General features: G+C 66.7%; 20 protein-coding genes. 5 read left to right on the plus strand and 15 right to left on the minus strand.

Features of this window, described 5'->3' with window-relative positions:
• Positions 1–29: 29 nt before the first annotated feature.
• Positions 30–2183, plus strand: coding sequence for a hypothetical protein (locus AVTE2539_RS20555; protein WP_284413483.1), 2154 nt, complete (start codon positions 30–32; stop codon positions 2181–2183).
• A gap of 151 nt (positions 2184–2334) precedes the next feature.
• On the opposite strand, the gene AVTE2539_RS20560 is transcribed toward AVTE2539_RS20555, so the two are convergent.
• Positions 2335–3798, minus strand: coding sequence for a leucine-rich repeat domain-containing protein (locus AVTE2539_RS20560; RefSeq protein ID WP_284413485.1), 1464 nt, complete (start codon positions 3796–3798; stop codon positions 2335–2337).
• A gap of 247 nt (positions 3799–4045) precedes the next feature.
• On the opposite strand from AVTE2539_RS20560, the gene AVTE2539_RS20565 reads away from it, so the two are divergent.
• Both AVTE2539_RS20565 and AVTE2539_RS20570 read left to right on the plus strand, forming a co-directional pair.
• Positions 4046–4756 (plus strand): hypothetical protein, encoded by a 711-nt coding sequence (locus AVTE2539_RS20565; protein ID WP_284413488.1) that lies wholly within the window; start codon positions 4046–4048, stop codon positions 4754–4756.
• A gap of 2 nt (positions 4757–4758) precedes the next feature.
• Positions 4759–5481 carry a metal-dependent hydrolase gene (locus AVTE2539_RS20570; protein ID WP_284413490.1) on the plus strand — a complete coding sequence of 241 codons (723 nt, stop codon included), beginning with the start codon at positions 4759–4761 and terminating at the stop codon, positions 5479–5481.
• A gap of 40 nt (positions 5482–5521) precedes the next feature.
• Here AVTE2539_RS20570 and sctN read toward each other — a convergent pair whose 3' ends face one another.
• From sctN to sctC, 14 genes are all read right to left on the minus strand, one after another.
• Entirely contained in the window at positions 5522–6844 is a 1323-nt protein-coding gene (sctN, locus tag AVTE2539_RS20575; protein ID WP_272565633.1) for a type III secretion system ATPase SctN, read from the minus strand.
• Entirely contained in the window at positions 6837–8039 is a 1203-nt protein-coding gene (sctL, locus tag AVTE2539_RS20580; RefSeq protein ID WP_284413492.1) for a type III secretion system stator protein SctL, read from the minus strand. The genes sctN and sctL overlap by 8 nt, the downstream gene beginning before the upstream one ends.
• Entirely contained in the window at positions 8033–8656 is a 624-nt protein-coding gene (locus AVTE2539_RS20585) for a type III secretion protein HrpB4 (RefSeq protein ID WP_284394238.1), read from the minus strand. The genes sctL and AVTE2539_RS20585 overlap by 7 nt, the downstream gene beginning before the upstream one ends.
• Positions 8657–8696: 40 nt before the next feature.
• Positions 8697–9536, minus strand: a complete 840-nt coding sequence (gene sctJ, locus AVTE2539_RS20590) for a type III secretion system inner membrane ring lipoprotein SctJ (RefSeq protein WP_284413494.1) — start codon at positions 9534–9536, stop codon at positions 8697–8699.
• A 23-nt stretch (positions 9537–9559) separates the two neighbouring features.
• Positions 9560–9943, minus strand: a complete 384-nt coding sequence (locus AVTE2539_RS20595) for a type III secretion protein (protein ID WP_272565623.1) — start codon at positions 9941–9943, stop codon at positions 9560–9562.
• Between the two features lie 27 nt (positions 9944–9970).
• Complete coding sequence (locus AVTE2539_RS20600; protein ID WP_284394235.1) at positions 9971–10447, minus strand: HrpB1 family type III secretion system apparatus protein; 477 nt, start codon at positions 10445–10447, stop codon at positions 9971–9973.
• Positions 10448–10673: 226 nt separating this feature from the next.
• Entirely contained in the window at positions 10674–10874 is a 201-nt protein-coding gene (locus AVTE2539_RS20605; protein ID WP_284394234.1) for a hypothetical protein, read from the minus strand.
• A 76-nt stretch (positions 10875–10950) separates the two neighbouring features.
• The gene (locus AVTE2539_RS20610; RefSeq protein WP_284394233.1) at positions 10951–11154 is read right to left on the minus strand and encodes a hypothetical protein; all 204 of its coding nucleotides are present in this window, start codon (positions 11152–11154) and stop codon (positions 10951–10953) included.
• An 82-nt stretch (positions 11155–11236) separates the two neighbouring features.
• Complete coding sequence (locus AVTE2539_RS20615; protein WP_284394233.1) at positions 11237–11440, minus strand: hypothetical protein; 204 nt, start codon at positions 11438–11440, stop codon at positions 11237–11239.
• A gap of 82 nt (positions 11441–11522) precedes the next feature.
• Positions 11523–11726 carry a hypothetical protein gene (locus AVTE2539_RS20620; protein ID WP_284394232.1) on the minus strand — a complete coding sequence of 68 codons (204 nt, stop codon included), beginning with the start codon at positions 11724–11726 and terminating at the stop codon, positions 11523–11525.
• Between the two features lie 109 nt (positions 11727–11835).
• Positions 11836–12261, minus strand: coding sequence for a hypothetical protein (locus tag AVTE2539_RS20625; RefSeq protein ID WP_284413496.1), 426 nt, complete (start codon positions 12259–12261; stop codon positions 11836–11838).
• Positions 12262–12279: 18 nt separating this feature from the next.
• Positions 12280–12543: a hypothetical protein gene (locus AVTE2539_RS20630; RefSeq protein ID WP_272565616.1), complete on the minus strand. Its 264-nt coding sequence runs from the start codon at positions 12541–12543 to the stop codon at positions 12280–12282.
• A 26-nt stretch (positions 12544–12569) separates the two neighbouring features.
• Positions 12570–13562: a secretion protein gene (locus AVTE2539_RS20635; RefSeq protein WP_284413498.1), complete on the minus strand. Its 993-nt coding sequence runs from the start codon at positions 13560–13562 to the stop codon at positions 12570–12572.
• Positions 13559–15487 (minus strand): type III secretion system outer membrane ring subunit SctC, encoded by a 1929-nt coding sequence (sctC, locus tag AVTE2539_RS20640; protein ID WP_284413500.1) that lies wholly within the window; start codon positions 15485–15487, stop codon positions 13559–13561. Before sctC ends, AVTE2539_RS20635 begins: the two co-directional genes overlap by 4 nt.
• 347 nt (positions 15488–15834) lie before the next feature.
• Between sctC and AVTE2539_RS20645 the strand changes: the two genes are divergently transcribed.
• Entirely contained in the window at positions 15835–17349 is a 1515-nt protein-coding gene (locus AVTE2539_RS20645) for a methyltransferase regulatory domain-containing protein (RefSeq protein WP_284413502.1), read from the plus strand.
• Positions 17349–18077: a lytic transglycosylase domain-containing protein gene (locus AVTE2539_RS20650; RefSeq protein WP_284413505.1), complete on the plus strand. Its 729-nt coding sequence runs from the start codon at positions 17349–17351 to the stop codon at positions 18075–18077. Before AVTE2539_RS20645 ends, AVTE2539_RS20650 begins: the two co-directional genes overlap by 1 nt.
• Positions 18078–18130: the final 53 nt, after the last annotated feature.

An 18130-nucleotide genomic window follows, 5' to 3' on the forward strand; every position in this document is an offset into this window, starting at 1 on the left:
CACGAATTTCTGGACCCAAGGACACTCCCATGGACCACCCGAACATCACTGGCCGCAGCATTCGGTCCACCCCCCATCGGACCGATGCCAACACCACGGCCGCCAGCCACACGACCGAGCGGCCCCGGACGCAAACGCTCGAGCACCAGGACTTGAGCCCGCGCACCGCGCCAGGCACCGCCGAGCCGGCCACCCCGATGCGCCGAACAGCGTTGCCCGAACGGAGCACCAACTCCCCGCCGGCGTCCGGAAGCTACGTCGCCATCGACATGCCGTCCCCGAACGAAGACCTTGCCAATGCCGGGGCCTCCCGCAGCTGGATGGAGACCATGCAGTCGGGTGGACGGCGCATGGCGCAAGGCTTGGGGGCTGCATGGACCGGCGCCCATGCCCTGGCGGGACAGGTGGGATGGCGAGGCCAGGCGCCACAGCCTGCAGCGGCCCAGGCGACCGATGTGCAGGCGCCGGTGCAAGACATCGCCATCGATATGGTGGACCTGGAGGCCGGCATTCCGCATGTGGCGGTCGATCCCCCGGCCGCAGACCGGCCCGCTTTGTCGGCGGGCGCCCGCCTGGTGGCCTTCCTGAGTGACATACCGTTTCGCATCGAAAACGCGCAGCAGAGCGAAATGGCGGAGCATTACATGGAATGGGTCCGGCAAAAGGCCGATGCGCGGGAAGCCGCCGGGGCCGAGGGCTACTCGCTGCGGGCTGGCGATGCGGCCTTGCCTGCGGGGTACGATTTTGCCCGGCAGTTGTTGAGCTCGATGGCGCGTTCGCCCGCCACCAATGCGATGGCCACCGCCATCGGTCCGCGCTCGGGCCTGAATGCCGAAGGCCAATCGGTGAACATCGGAGAGTTGAGCAACCAGTACGATCCGGCGCTCGCGGGCAGCACCCTCGGGGGGCTCACCGCGCACATGGTCGATACCACGTTGCTGTCGGCCATGGACCGGCGAGCGGCCTTGGCCAACTTTCCCCAGTTCAAGGCCATCGATCCCCACGTGCTGGTCCCCGACCCTTGCCCGGTACAGATCCGGGTGGTGAACGGACACAAGGAGTTCTGGAGGCCGGTGACGGCAGACTCGCTCGGTGGCCCGAGGCATTTGCCCACGATGAACGAACTGAAGGCCCAGGCGGACCTGCGGCGCAAGTCGGTGACCACGCTGCAGGCGGCCCTGGATGGCAAGCAGTGGGGGGTATTGGCCCAGCCGCTGATGACGGCGGGCTTCAATGTGCTGCGCCGGCAGGTGATGCCGATTCACGCGTTCACCAATCCCGCCTTGGTGTTCGCGCACTCGCTATGGGCTTCGGGGCTCGGAGGGGGCGTGACCAAGCTGGCGCTGGGCATGGGCAAGTCCGTGGCCTATGCCAACCTGGACGATTTCGCGGGTGGAACGCAAAAGGCCAACGTGTTTGCCAAAAGGCTGCCCCAGCCCGGGTTGCCCGCGGCGGGGCTGGCCGACATCAAAGGGTTGCCAGGCTATGGCGCGGAGGTGGCCAAGGAAACGCTGGCATTGACGCAGCACTTCTGGATCGGCCCCTGGCGCACCAGCGGATCATGGTTGCCCAATGGCGACGACGTGCGTGCCCGGGTGAGCGACATGGGCCGGTCGCTGGCGTCCAATGTGATGGCAGGCGTTGCCTCGACCGGCATCGGCGCCCTGGTCGGACAATTGGGGCGGGGCGGCTCCAACTCTGCCCTGCCAGGCGAATCCCTGCGATCGCAGGGCTACATGCTGCAGCAGGCGGGCCAGAGTTCTTCCAACGATTTCGTCTGGCAGGCCAGCAAGGAATACCTGGGCGGCGCGTCGCACAGCCTGAACGACTCCCTGGACAAGTGGCGAGACAACAAGCTGGTACGGCTGTCGAATGCGGCGTATATCGTGCAGGAAAAGGTGGCCACCCTGGGTTCGGAACTGCAAGGCGCGATTCCCGAATATCGCGGCGACGAGGCGTTGTACCTCAGCACGGCGATGGACAAGCTGGCTAGTCTGCGAGACGCTCGCGAGCCGAAATTGGCTGATCTGGAGTTCGTTCAGCGGCTTCTACTCGGTGGCGCGACTGGCGCAGGCGAGCACAGGGAAGAGATCGCGGAGATCCAGGGGATGGTCGACCAAACCATCCGCACTCTGCGGCACCGCGACGAACTGACCGACTGGGTCAAGCCCAAGTCCGATTGATGCATCGCAGGCCGGCGCCGTGGCACCGGACCTGCCTGCCGTCAGACAGTCGGTGAAGCCAGCGTTTGAGTGTGCACCGTTCTCTCGATCCGGGCCCCTATTACCCCGACCCTGGGCGCCCAGCCAGCCCCTTCGGCAATGCCGGATGCCTTCAGCCGAGGGCCGTCATCAGCGCGCGATGCGTTTGCGCATACGCGCGGTTTCCCCGCTCTGAAAACGGGTTGCTCCACAGGTCCAGCGATGCCAGCGTGCGATTGCCGGCCAGCGCGTGCGCGCCCGACTCGCCGATCCGGTTGCGGGCCAGGTTCAGCTTTTGAAGGCGAGGGTTGGCTGCCAGGGCCCGCGCACCGCCGGAGCCGATCTGGTGGCCCTCCAGGTCGAGTTCGGTCAGGCAGGCGCTGGCGGCCAGTGCGCACGCGCCGGCTTCCGTGATCTGCACGGTGCCGGCCATGTCGTTGCGCAGGACCAGGCGAGTCAGCGTGCGGGAGCGGCCCAATGCGCACGCGCCGGCATTGCCCACCTGGCAACTGCCCACATCCAGGCAGACCAGGGACGGGGCGTCGGCCAGCGCCTGGGCACCGGCATCGCCAATCGGGTTGTGGCGCAGGTCCAAGGTGGTCAGGGCGGTGTGCTGCGCCAGGGCTTGCGCACCGGCCGTGCCGATGCCGTTGCCTGATGCGACCAGAGTGTGCAACCGTGGCATGCGCGCCAGAGCGCCGGCGCCCTTGTCGCCTATCCGGTTGCGTTGCAGGTTCAGCGACTCCAGGAACGGGTGTGCCGCCAGGCTGCGCGCACCGTCCTCGCCGATCAGGTTGCCGCCCAGTACCAGATGGGTCAGGCTGCGGTTGCTGCCCAGCGGGGCGATGGCCGGGTCGCGCAGCCGGTTGTCGCTCAGGTCGAGCGAACGCATCCCGTGGCTGCGGGCCAGGGCCCGGATGCCCTCGGCTCCCAGCGTGGGGTTGCTGCGCAGCTCCAACACCTGAAGGTGGGGGTTGGCCGCCAAGCCGGCCGCTCCCGCATTGCCGATACCGCAGTCGTTCAGCCGCAACGTTTGCACGCTGGGGTTTCGAGCCAGCGCGCGAGCGCCTTCATCGCCAATCGGGTTGTGGCTGAGGTCCAGGCAACGCAGCGTGGGATGGCCTGCGAGGATCGCGGCGCCTTGCGCATCGATGTGCAGATGGCGGGCCGTGAGCGAGCGCAGATCCAACTGGCAAAGTTGTGCCAGGCCTGCGGAACTGATCCCTTTGCAATGCAGCAGTTCCAGCTCCTCGAGCGACCCGGGCAGGTGCTGCAGATCCGCGTCGCTGAACTCGCCCCGCAGCACGATCTTGCGCAACCCGGGAAAAAGTCCGTCTTCGCAAATATCGAGCAGGCCCTGTGTGCCACGCACCACCGGCACGCCAGCCTGCCCCTCGGACAAGTCCCGCACGGATTGCTCGGCCGGCCGGGCGGCTGCTTGCTTTGCGGCAGGCGCCGAGGACGCGCCACCCATGCGACGGGACGATGCGCGGCGCAGGCGATGGGCGCCGGAGGCCTTGGCGCTCAGCCAGGCCAAGAGGCCGCCCGCTACCGGGCGCAGTTCTGTAGGGGGGCTTTTCAGGATAAGGCTGTTCATGGCGTTCTCGCGTTGATCGGGATGCCTCCAGGGTAGGCAGCCATGCCCAGCGCAGGCAGCCGGCATGCGAAGCGATCGACCGACAAGCGAGCGAGCGGGCCAAGCCAGCGGTGGCCGATTGCACGGGGTGTCATCAGCCTTTCATACGGGCTGGCGATCATCCGGCCCCATGTCTTTCGATATGCAGATTCGGCGCACCGCGCCAGCGGGCTCCTGGTTGCCATCGCGCAGAGCGCGTTCGCCAGCCATGGTGCCCCAGAGCGTTTCACGGGTGGCCAGCCGGCCCCGTGCGCGGTTTCTAGGTCTGGACGACATTCCGCAATTGCTACGCCTGGAAGCCCGGCAATGGACGCCGGAGCAAGCCGCTGACGAAGCAGCTCTGCAAAGTCGCATCCTGGCGCATCCCGATCTGTGCGTAGGTGCGTTCTGCCCTAAAACAGGGGAGGCGCTGGCATCGCTTTTCATGAAGCCGGCCTGCCGTGATGCATTGGTGGCCGCCCGTTCCTGGCACGATTGCGCGGGACAACCGGGCGGCGCGCAGCCTGGTGGCAGCCTCTTCGGGATCAGCCTGACCAGCGTGGACCCGGAAGCGGCCTGCCAGTTGATCCGATTCTTCTGGCCCCATGCGCTTCGGCATGGCTGGCGCGACATCTATCTGGGATCGCCGGTGCCCGGCCTGCGCCGCGCCTTGCAGGAAGGGCTTGCGCCCGATGCAGACACCTATGTGCATTCGCGCCGCGGCGGCCTGCCGGCCGATGCCCAGCTGCGGTATTACCACCGCAAGGGCTTCCGCGAGATCGTCGGCGTGCGGCCGGACTATTTCCCGCACGCAGATTCGCTGGACCACGGCGTCCTGCTGCGTGGCACCGTGCCGCTCGCGGCAGCATGGCCTCTGTGGCGCATCCTGCCGTTTGCGGTGCTGCGACGTGCCACGCACTGGGCGGGAGCGCTGCTTTGACCGTGACGCACGCCCGTATGGTGCCCTGGAATGGGGACCTGTTCCGCACGCGTTTCTTCGACGCCCTGTCGCTGTTGCTGCCGTCCGGCGAAGCCTTCGTGATCGATGCCATCTCCGACGCTCTCCAGGCCGACGGCGGGCAAGGCGTCTCGGCCCCCGCGCTGCGTGACGAGGCCCTGCGCTTCGTGCGGGAAGAGGCCGCCCACCAGCGAGCGCATCGCCGTTACAACGAGCGCCTGGCGCAGACCGGCGTGCCGGTATCCAAGCTGGAGGGGCGGGTTGCGGCGGCGGTCCAGGACCTGGCCGGTCTGCCGCTGCCGATGCGCCTGGCACTGGCCGAGGCGTTCGAGCACCTGACCGCGCTGCTCTCAGCGCAGGTGCTGCAGGGAACGGCCTGGCTGCAGGGCGATGGCCGTGAGGCGCGGATGTGGCGCTGGCATTGCGAGGAAGAGGTCGGACATCGCCATGTGGCCTCCGATGTGGCCCGTGCATTCGGTGTGGGCTATGCCCGGCGTGTGGCATGCCTGGCGCTGGCGACGCTTTACCTCGGCATCGATCTGTCGCGTCTGATGACAGGGCTGTTGTGGCGGGACATGGTTGACGGCCACGTGCGCCCGCTGGGCCTGCTGGGGCAGGCAACGCGGTTCGCATGGTGCACGGCGCCCGGAGTGGGCCGCATGGCCATCGCCTCGCTCGCCGGTCTCTTGCCCCGCCGCCTGGCCTGACCGTTGGCCCGATCCCGGCCGGTGGGCCGTGGACGTGGGGTCAGCCGTTGGCCACCTGTGCCAGGGTGCCCACCGATCGGTCGAAATCCCAGAGATCCGATGTGGCCTGGTTCAGGAAATCCAGGATCTGGGGCATTTTCTGCATGGCCTCGTCCGCGAGCGCATCGTTGCCGGGCTTGTACTCTCCCATCTGCACCAGCGGTTCGATCTCGTCGTATTTCGCCATGAGGCGGCGAAAGTGTCCTCCCGCCTGCTGATGGTCCTTGGGCACGATCTGCGACATCACGCGGCTCAGGCTGCCCAGCACATCGATGGCCGGGTACTGGTTGCGCGCCGCGATCTTGCGCGACAGGATCATGTGGCCGTCCAGGATGCCTCGTACTTCCTCGGAGATCGGGTCGCCACCGCTCTCATCCTCGTAAAGAATGGTGTACAGCGCCGTGATCGAGCCCACCGCACCCATGCCGGCCCGCTCCAGCAGGCGGGGGATCTCGGCGAACACCGAGGGCGGGAACCCGCGCCGCGCGGGGGGCTCGCCCGCCGCCAGGCCGATTTCCCGCTGCGCGCGGGCGAAGCGGGTGAGCGAGTCCATCATCAGCAGCACCTTCAGGCCCTGGTCCCGGTAGTACTCGGCCACGGCGGTGGCCACGTGGGCCGCCTTGGCGCGTTCGCTGGACGACCGATCGGAGGTGGCGCACACCACCACGGACCGCGCCATGCCTTCTTCGCCCAGAATGAACTCGACGAATTCCCGCACTTCGCGGCCCCGTTCGCCGATGAGCGCAATCACGCTGATGTCGCACTCCGTGCCACGCGCCAGCATGCCCATCAACGTGCTCTTGCCGACCCCCGCCGGGGCGAAGATGCCCATGCGCTGGCCTTCGCCCAGGGTGAGCAGGGCATCGATGGCCTTCACGCCGGTGGGCAAGGGGTGCTCGATCATTTCCCGCTCCATAGGGGTGGGCGGAAGGGCGAACACCGGGCGGCGCTCGAGGCAATCGAGCGGGCCCTTGCCATCGATGGGCTGGCCCAGGCTGTCGATCACCCGGCCCAGCAGCTTGGGGCCCACGGGGACGGACAGCACCTCGCCCAGGCCGACCACCGCCGAGCCGCCCCGCACGCCGAGGATCGATCCGAACGGCGACAGGATGCTCTGGCCGTTGGCAAAGCCGATCACCTCGGCGGCCTGCAGCAAGCCACCGCTTTCATCGAGCACATGGCAAAGCTCGCCGAGCTTGGCGTCCAGGCCGGTCACGCGCATCAAGGTGCCGATCACCTCGACGACCTTGCCACTGCGCCGGACGATCGTCGCGGAGGCAATTTCCTGCTCCATCCATTGGGGCAGTCCGGAGACTTCAAGCATGGTGCTTTTCCTCTTCGTCATCGCCGTCGCCGGCCGTCCCGTTCATCGGGTCCAGGTTTTCGAGCCAGTCCGTCGCATCGTCTTCGTCTTCCAACGGCTTGGCAGATGAGAACCAGTTGGGCGAGTCGTCTGCCCTCTGGGCCAGACGCTGTGCAACGGATACCAGGGTTTGCTCGGACTCAGGATCTTCGGTGTCCAGCGGATCCTCGGGTACGAGAGCCTCTTCCGCCTCTTCCGCCTCTTCCGCCTCTTCCGCCTCTTCCGCTTCTTCCGCTTCTTCCGCTTCTTCCGCTTCGGCCGCTTCGGCCGCTTCGGCCGCTTCGGCCGCTTCGGCCGCTTCTTCCGCTTCGGCCGCTTCGGCCGCTTCGGCCGCCTCCAGCCACTCCGTGGCTTCGTGGGCGGACGGCGGCTGGACCTCATGCAAAGGTTCGATCTCAATCTCTTCGGGGTCTGGCGGCGTACTGGCTTCCTGCGAAGCATTGGCCATCGCCAACCGGGTGGCCCGCTCCAGTGCAGAGCGCACACCAGCGAGCTGCACGCCGAGGCTGGTGTCGAGCCGGCCGATGTCGGACTCGAAGATGCAGGAGCCCAGCGCGAGCGATGCGTCGGTTTCGACGCGCACATCGGGCTCGTTCGGCCCACGCACGGCCGAGGCAATGGCGGTGCGTGCCGCGTCGGCCTCGTCAGGGTGAACGCGAAGGCTGGCCGTTCCGGCTTGGCGCAGCGCATCCTTCACGGTCCACAGGGCGCGCCGGAACAGGGCTTCGCGCGATTCGGACTGCACGATGCGCTCGACGGCCAACGCGACCACGCCGGCCAGCTGGGTGTCCATGGCGTGCCAGGCGGCTTCATGCGTGGCCTTGAGCTGCGCGAAGCGGCCGTGCCACCGCGCTGCGGCTTCGCGCTCGCCATGGGCGTAGCCCAGTTCCCGCTCGGCAGCGGCCTCCCGCCGGGCCTCGTCCACCAGGGCTTCGGCCTCTTCCCGCGCTTGCTGCAGCAGGGCCTGGGCCGACTGTTCGGCTTCTTCGGCGGTGTGCAGCGCCTGCGCTTGGGCGTCCTCGCGGATGGCGGCGCATTCATTTCGGACGCTCTCCAGCAGCCCCAGCACGCCGGTCACCGTGGGGATTTCATGGGCCCGGAGGATGCCGGTATCGGTGCGCAGGTGGGCGCCACTCGGGTTGGACCAGATCAGCATGGTGTGCCTTCGAACAGGGATTCCAGACGCTCCAGGCGGGCATGGGCCGGACTGAGTGCCGCCGGCACATGCCGGGCGCGGGGCTCGTCCTGCCGCGACAGGGGCAGGGACAAGCGGGCCAGCCGGCGCAAACCCCGGTCGGGCCACACGCCTTCCCGCACCAGCTCGCGGTAACCGACCCAGGCCCACGCGAGGGGCGTCCACGCTGCAACTTCACTGGGCACGGGTGTGCCTTCCTGAAGGCCACGCAAGGCGCCGTAGGCCGGTCCCAGGCATTGCTGCAGCGCGGCCCGCGATGTGCGCTCGACGCAGCAGCGCAGCACACCGGGCCGTCCCAGCAACGCGAGAGCGCACAACCGCGATAGCATTTTTTTCCGGTCCATCAGCGCGAGACGGCTGGCGGGGTGGTCCAGGGAGGGCAGGGGGGGCAGGGGGCCGCAGCTGCGTTCATACAGCGCAATGGACATGCGCTGTCCCACGGCCCCCTGGTCCCAGTCCTGGGCGGATTGCGCCAGTCCGAGCGGGGCACGCCAGCTCGGGTCCATGCCTTCGTGCAGGGCTTCGAGCCGCAGCTGGAGCGCCTGCGCCAGCGAGGCGAGTTGGCTGGCCCGGCTCATGGCCGCTGCCCCAGGCCATCGGCCGTGTCGGGGAGGGGCGTCATGCCGAGGCTCCCGCGGCCGTTGTGGTCGACACCGGGATGGGTTTGGCGGCATCGGCGGCGGGTTGCGATGCGCTGGCTTCCTTGCGCCGCAGCGGCGCTGGCAGCCATGCGGGGCGCTTCCAGGCCAGCCATCCACCCGCCGCGGCAAGGACGAACAGCACGGCGGCCAGGCCGATCCACAGGCTGTTGTTGGACTCTTCCTTCAGCACGGCAGGGCTCAAAGGCATGCCCGGCACCAGGGTGACGGTCACGTTTTCATAGGCCAGCCCTTCGACGCTGCGTGCCACCATGTTCTTGATGCCGGCGACCAGCCCTGCCAGGTTGGCGCTCTCGCGGTACTTGATGAAGACCGAAGCGCTGGCCGGCTTGACCGAGGATGCCAAGGGGTCGTTGTTGGGCAGCACGATGTGCACCCGTGCGGTGACGACGCCGTCGATCTGCGACAGCGTGGCCTCCAGCTGCTGGGCCACACCATAGATGAAGCGCACCCGTTCTTCGGTCGGCGTGGAGATGAGGCCTTCCTTCTTGAACATCTCGCCGAGCGTGACGTGGCGCTCGCGGGGCAGGCCATAGGACCGCAACACGGTCAGCGAGCGAACCACATCGTCCTGGTCGACCTGCACGTTCCAAGTCTTGCCGGCATCGGTGGTGGCCTTGCTCACCTGCACACCGCTTTCCAGCAGGGCGGCCACCATGTCGTTGGCATCGGTTTCCGTCTGCTTGGTATAGAGGTCCGTCTTGCAGCCGGTGAGGGCCAGCAACAGCAGCAACGGGATCAGCGCGCGGCGCGCAAACTGGCGGTAGATCGCCGCGCGGGAGCAGAGGGATTGCGCCATGATGGGTGCTTCGCTGAAGGGGGTTATTGGTTGCGCATGAGCGTCTGCAGGCCGGTCTTGGCGGTTTGCGCAAGGCTGCTCATCGCCTGGACCTGGAAGTGGGTGCCGGCGAACTGGTACATCAGAGTGACCTGGTACGCCGTCAGGTCCACCCCGGGCGGCTGCTGGATCGCGGCCTGCATGAGTGCCGCCGTGTCCTGGATTTCCTTGCGGATGGACTCGTCCTGATTGATCAGCATCTTGCCCAGCGTGGACGGGCTTTCGGTCTCCACGGAGGACAGCGGGGGCGCGTCCTTCATCATGCGGGCGAATTTTTCCGCGACGGCGCTCATGTTCATCGAGGGGCTGGACGCCTGATCGACGATGAGGGAACTGGATGCCGCGCCAATGCTGCCGATGGGGTCCATGGTGGATTCTCCGGAAATGAAGGGGTGTCAGGCGCGCATGAACATGAAAGGCATCTGGAACGCGGAAACGCTGGCGGCCTCGGCGGGCTTGGGTGCCTCGGTGGTTTCCTGGAACGTGCCTGCGGCCCGGGCCCGGTTGATGACCAGGCCGCTGACCAGTTCGAGTGCGTCCGGGCCGGCGTTGCCTTGCTCCAGCTCGTTCAGCGTCATCTCCCAGCCGCGATCGCCCAGCATGTATTGGCAGTTGGCGATCATGGCTTTCGCGGAACCCCACTGTTCCGGGTGGTTCTCCAGAGTGCGCACGAGCTGGATGCATTCGCGGTAGGCCCCGCGCCGGAAGGAAATCCAGCCGTCGATCATGTCCAGCTCCGCCACTTTGGGGCGCACCGTGCGGATTCCGGCAAGGATGTCCGACGCCTCGTCGTTCATGCCCTGGGCGATGGTCCGGTAGACCAGTTTGATCAGCGCGGTAACGAATTCCTTGCGCTCAAATTTCGGGTTCATAAAAACACTCCTGTTTCTTCTGCATAGACGGCCTGGGCTCGCGTACAGCCCTGCGCCGGCGTCGGTTGATGGTCCGCCTCGGCGCTCACCAGTACGACGTACGAAGCGCAAGCCAGAAGGGTCACGATCGTGGTGATGAAAGGTGGCATGGCCTGCGGCGGCTGCGGACAGGCTTGCAATCCATGCGCGGGGGGAACGCCTTGGATCCAAAGAGGATCCGATCGCTTCATCCCGCAGCCTGCGCAAGCTTGTCCGTCATGCTCTTGGAGCTTTTCTGGAACGCGTCGGCCATGTTGGAGATGACGGAGTTGCGGCCTTGCTTCTCGCTCAGCTTGGCTTGCAGTTCCGTCATGGCGTTCTGGTTGTCCTGCTGCTGCTGCATGCGGGCCATCAGGGCCTTGGTGTCGCCATCTGCTTTGTTGACCATAGGGGCTCTCCTGTGAGGGAAAAAGTAAAAGGCTGTGCTGCGCCATGAGCGGTGCGGCCCATGGCGCGATGCAGCATCAGCCCGCGCCTTGCGCTTGCTTGTCCGACAGGGCCTTGGAGTTCTTCTGGAACGCATCGGCCATGTTGGAGATGACGGCGTTCTTACCTTGCTGCTCGCTCAGTTCGGCTTGCAGTGCCGTCATGGCGTTCTGGTTGTCCTGCTGTTGTTGCATGCGGCCCATCAGCGCACGGGTATCGCCATCTGCTTTGCTCGTCGACATGATTGAATTCCTTTAAAAGTTGAACGTTGGAAAAGAGAAGGTGCAGCACCATGAGCGTTGGAGCCCATGGCGCGATGCCGCTTTAGCCCGCGCCTTGCGCTTGCTTGTCCGACAGGGCCTTGGAGTTCTTTTGGAACGCATCGGCCATGTTGGAGATGACGGCGTTCTTACCTTGCTGCTCGCTCAGCTCGGCTTGCAGTGCCGTCATGGCGTTCTGGTTGTCCTGCTGTTGTTGCATGCGGCCCATCAGTGCACGGGTATCGCCATCTGCTTTGCTCGTCGACATGATTGAATTCCTTTAAAAGTTGAACGTTGGAAAAGAGAAGGTGCAGCACCATGAGCGTTGGAGCCCATGGCGCGATGCCGCTTTAGCCCGCGCCTTGCGCTTGCTTGTCCGACAGGGCCTTGGAGTTCTTTTGGAACGCATCGGCCATGTTGGAGACGACAGCGTTCTTACCTTGCTGTTCGCTCAGTTCGGCTTGCAGTGCCGTCATCGCGTTCTGGTTGTTCTGCTGCTGCTGCATGCGGCCCATCAGGGCTTTCGTATCGCCGTCTGCTTTGCTCGTGGACATGTTTGGATTCCCAGGTGAAGTGCGGAACATTCCGCGTTGCTGAAGGCCACACCGCGCGGCCTCCATTCGTTGAGGCATGCCGGCCGGATGCCGCCATGCCAATTTCGGTTCAGTGGAGGGAGACCCCCCGGCCTTGCTGGCCCACGTACTTCAGCACCCCGAAGGCGGCTTCGCGCACCTCCTGGTCTGCGTGGGTGGCCAGCACGTTGTCGATCCAGTAGCGCCAGCCCCGGTCGCCGCCAAAGAGCATCGCGACGGCCATGGCGATCTTGTTCTCGCCGTTCTGAGGTTCTTCCTCGATGCGCGCTGCGAGGGCCTCCAGCGCTTCGCCCAGCTGGCCGGCCATCGCCATGGCAACGGTGCGGTACAGCGAGTAGCCGTGGGCATCTTCGAGCGTCATCTCGACGGTGGAGTGGATGGTTTGCGCGTCTTCGCCCACCCGGTAGATCGTGCCCAGCAAGCCCACGGTCATGAGGTTGCGGTAGATCACCGGATATGCGCTCTTGGCCGCGGTGGGTGCTTCGAGGACCAGCATGGAGGGGCTCCTTGTGTCTCAGACGGCCAGGGTGGTGCCGTGCAGGGTTTCCCAGATCCGCTGGATCACGCGCTGCGACGCGTAGAACGCCTGGATCAGCTGCGTGACGAGCTGGCGCTCGGCGTCCACCTGGGTGGACTTCAGCATGGCGCTGCTCTCATCCGCGATCTCCGCGAAGTAGCGGATCATGGCCCGCGCACGGTCGCCACTCTTGTCCTCGGTGAGCGCCTGGTCCAGGTTGGCGAGGTCGCTGAAGATGATGGATTCGTTGGAAGCAGTCATGGTGTTGGCGTTCGTTGGGTGAAGGGTTAACGGGAAACCGACCAGTCGTTGGCGGCCAGGCTCTCTGCATTCGGCGGCGAGAGGTGCTTCACGCCGTCGCGTGTCTGTACGTACTGCAGGTCCCCGGTGTTCATCAGCGCGCTCATGCGCTTGACGCCTGCAGGGGGCAGTTCTGCTGCGCTCACGTCGATCCGCTTGACCAGCGGTGCCAGGTCGGACGCGATGCGCGTGGCGCTGTCCTTGAGCGCCGACAGGTTCTGCGTGTCGCCGGTGACGTTGAAGCGCCCTTCACCCAGGTGGTGGACACGGAGTCCCGGGCGTGCAATCGCGTCGGCGATGCTCTGCTCCACTTCGGTGCTCGTCGCATAGGCGTGCACGATGCGTTCCGACTTGAAGGGCGCCAGCAGCTGGCGTACCGTGTCGGCATCCGAGGCTTCGGCCAGCAGGCCGCGCACGACGACGCCATCCGCCTGGGCAATCACCTCCAGCCCGGAGACCGGGGCCGTCGCCAGGGCGCGCTGAACCCGCACCAGGAGCGGCTCCTTGGGCGCCGCCTCACGGGCGACGGAGTCGGTGGCGGGGCGATCCTTCTTGGAGGGGCTCAACGGCGCGACGGCCGCGCTCAGCGCCGCGGTCATGAGCGCGGTTCCCACCACCGCCGAAAGGACCACCGGCGACACCTTGCGGCGTTGGGGAACGACCACGGGGGCCTGGCTGAGACGGGCGATCAGATCGACGCTGGCGGGCCAGGTGGCGTTGCCGGGGCCGGTACACAGCACGATGTCACCCATGCGATGGGGCGTGAAGTCCTCCATGGGGAGCAATGCCGGTGCAGAGCCTTGTGGCGACAGCGCGAACTGAATCATTCCGTCCTCTCCCGCTTCGATCAACATCGCATCCGAAGTCCAGTCGGTGAGCTGGATATCTGCTGCGTCTTCCGCGCTGATCAGGTAGCGCGTTGAAGTCAAATTTATCTGTGCGCCGGCATGCTGGCCGGTCAGTATGCGAAGCTGCTTCATGGCTTGCGAACCTCGTTCAAAAAGGCGACAGGGGCGGCGGGCGAACCGTTGTTGAGAAGGCGCGGCGTGATGAGGAAAAGCCGCTCGGTGCGCTGCGTCTGGCGCTCGTTGTTGCGAAATGCCCCGCCCACGAGCGGCAGCTTGGAAAGCCCGGGAACGGCGTTGTTCTGGGATTGCTCCGACTCCACGGTGATGCCCCCGATGAGCAGGCTCTCGCCCTCGCGCACATGGGCTTCGGTGCGGATTTCGGTTTTCTTCACGATGGGGACCTGGTCCACCACGTTCGTCTCGAACGCTCCGTCTTCGATGTAGAGCGTGAGCTTGATGTTGTTGCTGCCGTCCATGCGGGTGACCTGCGGCGTCATCTCCAGCAGCGTGCCGGCCTCGATCTGGAACAGGTTGGCTTCCAGGTTGCCGGCCACACGCACCGTTGCCACGCGTTTTTCGCGCATGACGGCGGTCCGGTTGGCGACGCCCATGACGGAGGGCTTGGACAGCACGCGGGCCTTGCCCTCGCCCTGCAGGGCGTTCACGCGGGCCAGCAGATGGCGGCCCGCGTCGGCCACGATCGTGCCCAGCGCTGCGGCAGGCATGAGGCTGTTGGACAGGTTCATGCTGATGTTGGTGTCGCTGCCCCGCAAGGTCCAGTTCACGCCCAGCGCATCCACGCTATCGGAGTTGACCTCGATGATGGTGGCCTCCAGTTCGACCAGCTGGGGCTTTTGGTCGAGCCGGCGGATCAGGGTCTCGAACTCCGCCATGCGGTCGGCGCGACCGAAAACCACGACCGAGTTCGTGCCCTCGTCGGCCTCGAAGCGCGGCTGGTTGTCTTCTTCGGGGTTCTTCGCAGGGGGCGTCAGCGGCCGCAGGTCCGACGCCGGCGTGCTGGCGTCCTGGTTGGTGGCGCGCGGAAGCGGGGGCAGGAACTGATTGGCCGAAGGCAGGGGGATGTACGCCCCGAGCTTCTTGCGCGTGTTGTCGGTGTCCTTGTCCATCATCCGCACCAGGGGGGCGATGCTGGCGCCTTCCTTTTCGCGCTCGCCGTAGAGCTTGCGCAGCATGGACGCGACCCCCGGCACGGTGGTGTTGCCCACGGCCCGGTCGCCTGCCGAGGCGAACTGGAGCGAGAAGACGCGCGCCGTACGGGCGTTGTTGTCGGTCACACCCGCGTCGAGTGCTTCGAGGGCCGAACTCACCAGTTCCAGGTGCCGGGGCGGGCCGGACGCATACAGCGTGCTGCTGGCTTCGTTGAACCGGATGGGGTAGCGCTTGTCGCCCAGGTCGAACGACTGCAGCAACTCCGCCACCTGTTCCCGGTTGAAACCCTTGAGCCGGAACATGCGGCTTTGCATGGAGCGGCCCGGATAGAAGTACAACGCCGACCCATCGTGGTACCACAACAGGTTATAGGCCCGGGAGACGCTGTCAAGGAATTCGCGCGGCTTGAGATCGAAGTTGGCGTTGACCACGCCGTCCACCCCGTCGGCCACGATGGCTGGGGTGCCGCGGCTGGCGGCGAAGTCCTGCAGCACGTCCGCAATCCGCTTGTTTTCCGCCCGGTAGACGAATCGGCCCTTCTCCCAGGCCGCTGGTTCGATGGCGCTGGGTGGCAGGGGCAGGGCCTGCGCGGCGGACAGCGATGTGGCCCGGGCCGATGGCATGGTGACGGGCCGGGTGGCCACGGCGGCATCGCCCTGGGTGCGGTCCGTCGCCGGAACGGCGAAGGGGTTGGCGGAGGCGGAAATGCTGGAGAGGCTGCCCAACTGGTGGGACATCTTCATGTAGCCCATGGAGGGCTGTGCGAGAGCGGACCCGGTGAGAGACAGGGCGAGCAGCACGGCGGCGAGGGTGTCGCGCTGAACGGCTCCCATGCCGCAGGCCGAGGGGGCGGATGGCTTGCGAGGGATGGGGGCGGTGGACTTCAACGCAGTACTCCGGTTCGTTGTCTGGCAAACGAAGAGTAGGTGGGGCCCACCGCCGTCGCGGCACCGCAGGCGAAGACACGGCCCGCGGCGCGAAGGCCATGATTTCGGTGGTTCAGGGCCCGTCGCCAGGGCCGTCACGAAGGGCACCGGTAGGGGCGTCGGCATGCGCGGCATGGGGTGGGCAGGGTGCGACATGGCGCCTCTGCTTCGCCTTTCCGGCCATCGTTTCGACTGTTGGACCGGTCTGGCCGCGCGTTGCGGCTGCAATGGGCGCAGCCGTTGGTGCCTTTCGCGAAAAGCGAAGGTGCACACGCCCTGTCACCGTCCCAACGCTCAGAGGAAGACCGATGAAATCACCCCAGCCCGCCGTGCTCGACGTGCGCAGCGAACCCTATACCCGCGGTTACTACCGCGCCCTCTCGCCCGCGCAGATGAGCGTGGCCCTGGAGTCCCGCGGCGTGTGCGGCCCCGATCTGTCGGCCCCCCTGAACTGCTTCGAGCTGGGCATGGGGTTCGGCCTGCCGCTGGTGGCGCATGCGGCCTGCTTTCCGCACATGCGCTTTTACGGCAACGACTTCAACCCCCATCACGTCGCCTATGCCAACGAACTGGCCCGGGACGCGGGCCTGTCGAACGTGGAAGTGTTCGAAGACGCCTTCGAGACCTTGCTCGATCGTGACCTGCCCCCCATGGACATCATCTCCATGCATGGTGTGTACTCCTGGATCTCGCCGTCGCTGCGCAAGGTGGTGATGCGTTTCATCGCCGAGCGGCTGCGCCCGGGAGGCGTCGTGTTCGTGAGCCACAACGCACTGCCCGGCTGGGCCGCGCAGATGCCGCTGCGCGAACTGGTGAACCTGCATGGGTTGCGCCAGGTTCCGGTGAGCGCAACGCCGATCGAGCGGTTGTCGCAAACGCTGGATTTCCTCGACGACTTCGCCAAGGTGAACCCCGCCTATTTCTCCGACGACCTCTCGGTGCAGGCGCGCCTGTACGGGCTGCGGCGGCTCGATCCGCACTACGCTGCGCACGAGTATTTCAATCCCGACTGGCACCCCATGCACTTTCACCAGGTCGCCGCCGAGATGGCCGAGGCGGGGCTGGAGTTCGCAGCGCCCGCGGTGCTGTCCCAGCAGGTGGATGCGGCCATCCTGCCCCCGGCCACGCGGGAGTTGCTGCGGGGGGTCGATGACCCGGTGCTGCGGGAGACCCTGCGCGACTTCGCGGTGAACCGGTCCTTCCGCTGGGATCTGTACACCCGGGGCGCTCCCCAGGCCAGCGCGCAGCAGCATGCGCAGTTCCGCCTGGACAGGTCCTGGATCCTGGCCACCGCGCGCAGCGAAACCCGCGAGAGCCCGTTGTCCGATGGCGCCGCCGACCATGTGGACGGCGCCACCGCCCTGCGCCTGCTGGACGCGCTGGCAGAAGGCCCCGCCACCGCCCGCGAACTGGCCCGCCGGCCCGAGCTGGCATCGCTGGGCGCGGATTTCATCGTCGAGGCCTTGATGCTGCTGGAAAACGAAGCCCAAGTGCATCCCGCGTTGCCCGTGGCACTGCGTGAGAGCGCTCGGGAATCGGTGCAGCGCTTCAACAAGGCGGTCATGCAGCGGCCGGACGACGATGGACTGCATTACCTGTCCTGCGCCGCCAGCGGCCAGGCCATGGGCTGGTCGCCGCTCGCCATGGCGCAGATCCGTGCCGCCTGCCAGGGCGCGCAGACCGCGGACGAAATGGTCCAGGCGATGCGGGACCGGTTCGAAGGCGAGGGCGAGGGCCAGATGCCGGCCGAACGCCTGGCGCACAGCGCCCGCTGCTTCTTTGCCAGCCGTGCCCCGGTGCTGCGCCACCTGGGCCTGTTGTGATGGTGCGCTGGCAGCGCCACGCGCTGGTGGCAGCGGCGGCGCTGCAGGCGTGTGGCGCCAACGCACTCATCGCCTACGACTGCTGGGTGAAGGGGCCGGAGTCCGATCCGGTGCGCGTGGCGTTCGACATTGCCAAGCGCTATCCGGCGATCGTGGGGCAATGCCGGGCGGTCGAGCTGCCTGACCCGCCGGCCGATCCGGCAGAAGGGGACGATCCCGTGGCCAGCGCGGCCGCCGTGGCAAGCGTGCGAGTGATCCGCGCCCCACGCACCGCCGGTGCCGCGCCGTCCGGCGCGGTCTGGCCCACGGCGATGGTGACGCCCCGTTGGCGCCATGAAGCGCTGTGGCCGGTGATCGAGTCGGCCGCCACCCGCCATTCCATCGACCCCCACCTGGTCCAGGCCGTGATCGAGGTGGAGTCGGCCTACGCGCCCAACGCCCGCTCGCCCAAGGGCGCGCTGGGCCTGATGCAACTGATGCCGGCCACGGCCGCGCGCTTTGGCGCGCCGTCCTCCGCCGACCTGTTCACGCCCGCCGTCAATGTCGAGACCGGGGTGCGCTATCTGCGCTTTCTGGCCGACAAGTTCAGTGGCCAGACCGAATTGGTCCTGGCCGCTTACAACGCGGGCGAGGGGGCGGTCGTGCGGCACGGCTACAAGATTCCCCCTTTTCGCGAGACGCAGGATTACGTGCGCAAGGTGCTGGACAGGTATCCCGCCACCCGCTGATTTCCCTGATTTCCCCGAGGGCCGCGACATGATCGCCGGCCCTTTTTTTCGTT

The sequence above is a fragment of the Acidovorax sp. SUPP2539 genome, assembly GCF_030158975.1.
Classification (GTDB): domain Bacteria; phylum Pseudomonadota; class Gammaproteobacteria; order Burkholderiales; family Burkholderiaceae_C; genus Paracidovorax.

Bases quoted from the DNA above. Each gene is read 5' to 3' on its own strand.
- AVTE2539_RS20555 (WP_284413483.1), top strand. From the start codon at position 30: ATGGACCACCCGAACATCACTGGCCGCAGCATTCGGTCCACCCCCCAT.
- AVTE2539_RS20560 (WP_284413485.1), bottom strand. From the start codon at position 3,798: ATGAACAGCCTTATCCTGAAAAGCCCCCCTACAGAACTGCGCCCGGTA.
- AVTE2539_RS20565 (WP_284413488.1), top strand. From the start codon at position 4,046: ATGGTGCCCCAGAGCGTTTCACGGGTGGCCAGCCGGCCCCGTGCGCGG.
- sctN (WP_272565633.1), bottom strand. From the start codon at position 6,844: ATGCTTGAAGTCTCCGGACTGCCCCAATGGATGGAGCAGGAAATTGCC.
- sctL (WP_284413492.1), bottom strand. From the start codon at position 8,039: ATGCTGATCTGGTCCAACCCGAGTGGCGCCCACCTGCGCACCGATACC.
- AVTE2539_RS20585 (WP_284394238.1), bottom strand. From the start codon at position 8,656: ATGAGCCGGGCCAGCCAACTCGCCTCGCTGGCGCAGGCGCTCCAGCTG.
- sctJ (WP_284413494.1), bottom strand. From the start codon at position 9,536: ATGGCGCAATCCCTCTGCTCCCGCGCGGCGATCTACCGCCAGTTTGCG.
- AVTE2539_RS20595 (WP_272565623.1), bottom strand. From the start codon at position 9,943: ATGGACCCCATCGGCAGCATTGGCGCGGCATCCAGTTCCCTCATCGTC.
- AVTE2539_RS20600 (WP_284394235.1), bottom strand. From the start codon at position 10,447: ATGAACCCGAAATTTGAGCGCAAGGAATTCGTTACCGCGCTGATCAAA.
- AVTE2539_RS20605 (WP_284394234.1), bottom strand. From the start codon at position 10,874: ATGGTCAACAAAGCAGATGGCGACACCAAGGCCCTGATGGCCCGCATG.
- AVTE2539_RS20610 (WP_284394233.1), bottom strand. From the start codon at position 11,154: ATGTCGACGAGCAAAGCAGATGGCGATACCCGTGCGCTGATGGGCCGC.
- AVTE2539_RS20615 (WP_284394233.1), bottom strand. From the start codon at position 11,440: ATGTCGACGAGCAAAGCAGATGGCGATACCCGTGCACTGATGGGCCGC.
- AVTE2539_RS20620 (WP_284394232.1), bottom strand. From the start codon at position 11,726: ATGTCCACGAGCAAAGCAGACGGCGATACGAAAGCCCTGATGGGCCGC.
- AVTE2539_RS20625 (WP_284413496.1), bottom strand. From the start codon at position 12,261: ATGCTGGTCCTCGAAGCACCCACCGCGGCCAAGAGCGCATATCCGGTG.
- AVTE2539_RS20630 (WP_272565616.1), bottom strand. From the start codon at position 12,543: ATGACTGCTTCCAACGAATCCATCATCTTCAGCGACCTCGCCAACCTG.
- AVTE2539_RS20635 (WP_284413498.1), bottom strand. From the start codon at position 13,562: ATGAAGCAGCTTCGCATACTGACCGGCCAGCATGCCGGCGCACAGATA.
- AVTE2539_RS20645 (WP_284413502.1), top strand. From the start codon at position 15,835: ATGAAATCACCCCAGCCCGCCGTGCTCGACGTGCGCAGCGAACCCTAT.
- AVTE2539_RS20650 (WP_284413505.1), top strand. From the start codon at position 17,349: ATGGTGCGCTGGCAGCGCCACGCGCTGGTGGCAGCGGCGGCGCTGCAG.